The organism is Nostocoides australiense Ben110 (assembly GCF_001050535.1).
Taxonomy (GTDB): Bacteria; Actinomycetota; Actinomycetes; order Actinomycetales; family Dermatophilaceae; genus Nostocoides_A; species Nostocoides_A australiense.
The window spans coordinates 2,368,905-2,373,748 of record NZ_HG764815.1 but is presented as its reverse complement, the minus strand read 5'-3'; the positions used below and the strand labels follow the sequence as shown (position 1 = coordinate 2,373,748).

Annotated in this window: 4 protein-coding genes and 1 pseudogene; all 5 read right to left on the bottom strand. The window is 71.8% G+C overall.

The genetic code is table 11. From position 1 onward, the window contains the following. On the bottom strand, nucleotides 1–608 hold a 608-nt coding region (locus tag BN11_RS23695), incomplete at its 3' end, for a DNA polymerase III subunit delta' (protein ID WP_048701291.1). Then, nucleotides 605–1,234 carry a dTMP kinase gene (tmk, locus tag BN11_RS11385; RefSeq protein ID WP_048697770.1) on the bottom strand — a complete coding sequence of 210 codons (630 nt, stop codon included), beginning with the start codon at nucleotides 1,232–1,234 and terminating at the stop codon, nucleotides 605–607. The genes BN11_RS23695 and tmk, both read right to left, overlap by 4 nt. Then, nucleotides 1,227–2,120, bottom strand: coding sequence for an AMP-binding protein (locus tag BN11_RS25605; RefSeq protein WP_268807157.1), 894 nt, complete (start codon nucleotides 2,118–2,120; stop codon nucleotides 1,227–1,229). Before BN11_RS25605 ends, tmk begins: the two co-directional genes overlap by 8 nt. A 170-nt stretch (nucleotides 2,121–2,290) precedes the next feature. Continuing rightward, nucleotides 2,291–2,677, bottom strand: a pseudogene (locus BN11_RS26140) (AMP-binding protein); the annotation flags it as partial. Nucleotides 2,678–2,843: 166 nt separating this feature from the next. After that, nucleotides 2,844–4,844: DNA topoisomerase (locus tag BN11_RS11375; protein ID WP_048697767.1), on the bottom strand; the 2,001-nt coding region annotated here is incomplete at its 5' end.

Here is a 4,844-nt window from a genome sequence, read left to right as displayed (position 1 = left end):
GCCAGCCGCCGCGCCATGCCGACGTGGCATTGGGCGGCGCGAGCGGCATACCGTGCCATCGCGGGGTCGACACCGTCGCGGTCGGTGAGCAAGGCGGCGACGGCCTCGACGGGCGGGGTGCGCAGCCGCACGTGCCGCGAGCGCGAGCGCAAGGTGATCAGGACGTCCTCGACCGACGGGGCGCAGAGCAGCCAGATCGTGCGCGAGCCGGGTTCCTCGATCGCTTTGAGCAGGGCGTTGCCGGAGTGCTCGGTGAGCCGGTCGGCGTCCTCGACGATGATGACGCGCCACGACCCGACCGAGGGCCGACGAGCAGCCAGCTGCACCAGCTCGCGGGCCGAACCCACCCCGATCGTCAGGCCTTCGGTCGCGACGAGGTCGACGTCGGCGTGGGTGCCGTCGACGGCGGTGCGGCATTCGCGGCACTCCCCGCACCCGCCGGTGGGACACATCAAGGCCCCGGCGAAGGCGCGCGCGGCGACGGAGCGTCCCGACCCCGGCGGGCCGGTGAACAACCACGCGTGCGTCATCGACTCGGGGTGGGCGACGGCCCGCTGCAGGATCGCCAGGGCCGGCTCCTGGCCGATGACCTCACGCCATACGGTCATCCGGCACCGCCCGGGACGACGCCGGCGGCGGCCAGGCGGCCCACGATCTGCGCGTGCAGGGCCTGCGGCGGCTGCGTGCCGTCGATGACCAGATAGCGCTCGGGGGCAGCGGCGGCGATGGCGAGGAAGTGCTCGCGCACGGCGGCGTGATAGGCGTCGGCCTCCGACTCGAGCCGGTCGTGGACGTCGCCGCGGCGCCGGCGCCCCTCCTCGGGCGGCAGGTCGATGATCACGGTCAGGTCGGGCACGAGCCCGCAGACCGCCCACATCTGCAGGTCGTGCACCTCATCGCTGCCGAGCTCGCGCCCGGCCCCCTGATAAGCGACGGCAGAGTCGGTGTAGCGGTCGGTGATGACCACGGCCCCCCGCGCCAGCGCCGGCCGGATCACCTCCTCGACGTGCTGGGCCTTGTCGGCGGCGAAGATCAACGCCTCCGCCCGGGGCGCCATGGCCTCGCCGTACAGGACCAGTTGCCGCAACTGCTGCCCGAGAACGGTGCCCCCGGGCTGCCGGGTCACCACCACCTCGCGCCCCCCGGCCGCGACGACATCGGCGAGCAGTCGCACCTGCGTCGACTTGCCCGCACCGTCACCGCCCTCGAAGGCCAAGAAGAGCCCGTCACTCACGTGCGAACCCTATCCGCGGGGTATGACAGCCGGCACCGGCCCCGCAGGCAGCCCACCGCAGAGCGTCAGGGCTCGGCGGGAGCGTCAGGTCGGGCGGGAGCCGCTCAGGGCTCGGCGGGAGCGACAGCTTTGGGCGGGAAGGTAGCGGTTCGCATCGCGAATGTTGCGAGGCGAACCGACACGAAGTGGCACTGGGCGGAAAAGTTCGAGCCGACCCACGAGGACCCGGGTCAGCGGGGCTCCGCGAGCGCGGCCGCCTCGGCGACGCCGGGCACGGTATGCAGCGCGTCCTCCAGTTCCTGCGGATGGACATTCTCGCCACCGGAGACGATGAGCTGATCGGCCCGTCCCGCAACGAAATACAGCCCATTCTGCGCCAGCCGAGGTCACCGATCGCGATCACCCCGGCGTGCTGGTCACGGGTGCTGCCGTCCAGATAACCGTCGAAGACCATGTCGTTGCCGACATAGAAATGGCCGATCTCGCCGTCGGGGACCGGCTGCCGGTCCGCGTCCAGCAGGGCGAGCCGGGTGCCGAGCGGGGGCGTGCCGGCGGTGTCGGGGTCGCGCCGGAGGTGTTCGGGCGTCGCGATGGTCGCCCAGGACACCACCGTCGAGCCGTACAGGCTGTAGAGCACCTCACCGAACTTGTCGAGGAAGCGCGTCGCGAAGCCCGGCGGGAACTTCGAGCCGCTGGAAGCGACCACCCGCAGGTGCGGCAGCCCGGCCTCCGGGGCGGCCTCCCGCCACGCGAGCAGGCGTTGCAGCATCGCGGGCACGGCGAACAGCACCTGGGCCCGGTGCTCGGCGAGCGCCGCATGGGCGCGGGCCGGCCCGAACCTGCGTTGCAGGATGACCGTGGCCTGCAAGCCGAACGCCAAGTGCAGTCCGGCGAACCCCCTCGTGTGGAAGAGCGGCGCGCTGAGCAGGATCCGGTCCGGTGGTGGAGCGGGATGCGCTCGAGGATCGAGACGGTGGCCCCGATGCGGCCCACTGCGCGCCGCGGGGCGCCCTTGGGCACGCCAGTGGTCCCGCTGGTCAGGACGATGGTGCGCCCTTCCTCCCGCGCCGGCGCGAGCCGGTTGCCCGACGGGCCGTATGCCGCGTCCCGCGCCTGCGTCATCAGCTCACCCAGGTCGTATGCCGCCGCCACCCCGCCGACCAGGTGCGCCAGCTCGCCGTCGTGGAGAACTGTCTGCAGGTCGTCGCGGTCGGCGATCTGTGTGATCCGTTCGCCCGTCAGCCCGGTGTTGAGCAGGACGACGTCGATGCCGAGGAGGTTCGCGGCATACAGCGCCAGCACGAACTCCACCCCGTTCGGGGCGAGCAGCCCGACCCGCGCACCGGCCGGCAGCCCCCGGCTGCGCAGCACCCGCGCCAGCCGGTCGCCGAGGTCGACGGCCTCGCTGTAGGTGTGGGCTCCCCGCTCGTCGATTAGGGCCACCCGCGACCCGGAGACGGCTGCGGCAGCGCGCAACTCGCCCGCGATGCCGTAGCCCCACCGCTGCAGGGCGAGCAACTGGCGAGCCCGGCGATGCGGCAATTCCAGACCGAGCAGCCCGCGCGCCGTCAGCGTCCTGACGACGACATCGGGCCGCACCGCGAACACCTCAGTCCGACTTCTTCGCCGCTGTCTTGCGGGTGGTCTTCTTGGCCGCCTTCTTGGTGGTCTTCTTGGTGGTCTTCTTGGCACCGCGGCGGGTGCTCGGACCCTTGGCCCGCTTCTCCGCGAGCAACTCGAAGCCGCGCTCCGGGGTGATGGTCTCGGGGTCGTCGTCGCGGCGCAGGGTCGCGTTGGTCTCGCCGTCGGTGACATAGGCCCCGAAACGGCCGTCCTTGACGACTACCGGCTTGCCGCTGACGGGGTCGTTGCCGAGCTCCTTCAGCGGTGGCTTGGCGGCGGCCCGTCCCCGCTGCTTGGGCTGGGCATAGATGGCCAGCGCCTGCTCGAGGCTGATGTCGAAGAGTTGGGCCTCGGTCTCGAGGGAGCGGGAATCGGTGCCCATCTTCAGATACGGTCCGTAGCGGCCGTTCTGCGCCGTGATCTCGGCCCCGGTCTCGGGGTGCGTGCCGACGATGCGGGGCAGGCTGAGCAGCTGCAGCGCAGTGTCGAGGTCGATGGTCCCGAGGTCCATGTCCTTGAACAGGGAGGCGGTGCGCGGCTTGGCCACCGACGCCTTGCGCGTGCGCGACGCGGGCGCGTCCGACTCGGGCAGCACCTCGGTGACATAGGGCCCGTAGCGGCCGGCCTTGGCGAGGATTTCGTGGCCGGACACGGGGTCGGTGCCGAGCGAGCGCCCGTCGTCGGCCGAGACCTCGAGCAGCGCGCGTGCCATCTCAGGGGTCAGGTCCGCCGGCGCCACGTCGTCGTTGATCGTGGCCCGCCGCGGCGTGGTCGCGGCGGCGTCTGCCATCTCACCTGTCGACGGGTCCACGCCGGCCGGGGAGACCTCCTCGACGTAGGGTCCGTAGCGGCCGACGCGCACGACGAGCCCGTCGCCGATGTCGATCGTCGAGATGCCGCGGGCGTCGATCTCCCCCAGGTCGGCGACCAGGTCGCGCAGACCCTCGGCGGAGGTGGCCTCGTCGCCGAAGTAGAAGCGCTGCAGCCACTCGACCCGTTGTGCGTCGCCGCGGGCGATGGCGTCGAGGTCGTCCTCCATCGAGGCGGTGAAGTCGTAGTCGACGAGCCGTCCGAAATGCTCTTCCATCAACCGGGTGACGGCGAAGGCGAGCCACGACGGCACGAGCGCCGAACCTTGCTTGTTGACATAGCCGCGGTCCTGGATCGTCGCCAGCGTGGGTTCGTATGTCGAGGGGCGGCCGATCTCCTTCTGCTCCAACGCTTTGACGAGGGTGGCCTCGGTATAGCGCGGGGGCGGGGAGGTCTCGTGACCGGAGGCCTCGGTGCGGCGGACGTCGAGCGCGTCGCCCTGGCTCAGCTGCGGCAGGCGCCGCTCCTCCTCGCCGGCCTCGCGGGCGGCCTGGCGGGCGCGGGTGTCCTCCTCGTCCCGGCCTTCTTCGTATGCCGCGAGGAAGCCGCGGAAGGTGATGACCGTGCCGCTCGCCGACAGCTGGGCGACCCGCCCGTCGGCCAGGGTCGCCTCGGTCTGCACGGTCGCGGTCGAGCCGACGGCATCGGCCATCTGGGAGGCGATGGTGCGCTTCCAGATCAGGTCGTAGAGGGCGTACTCGCTGCCGCGCAGCTGGCTGCTGACCTGCGACGGGGTGCGGAAGGTGTCGCCGGCCGGGCGGATCGCCTCGTGCGCCTCCTGGGCGCCGGCATTGGAGGAGGTGTAGCGGCGCGGGGCGTCGGGGACATATTCGGCGCCATACATGCTCCGGGCCTGGCTGCGGGCGGCGTTCAGGGCCGTCTCGGAGAGCATGACCGAGTCGGTTCGCATATAGGTGATGTAGCCGCCCTCGTAGAGCCGCTGCGCGATCCGCATCGTCTCGCGCGCCGACAGCCGCAGCTTTCGCGAGGCCTCTTGCTGCAACGTGGAGGTGATGAACGGCGCATACGGCCGGCGCTTGTAGGGCTTGTCCGCGACATTGGCGACCCGCGCCGGGGCGGTGCGCAGCGCCTCGGCGATCCCCTGCGCCGCAGCCTG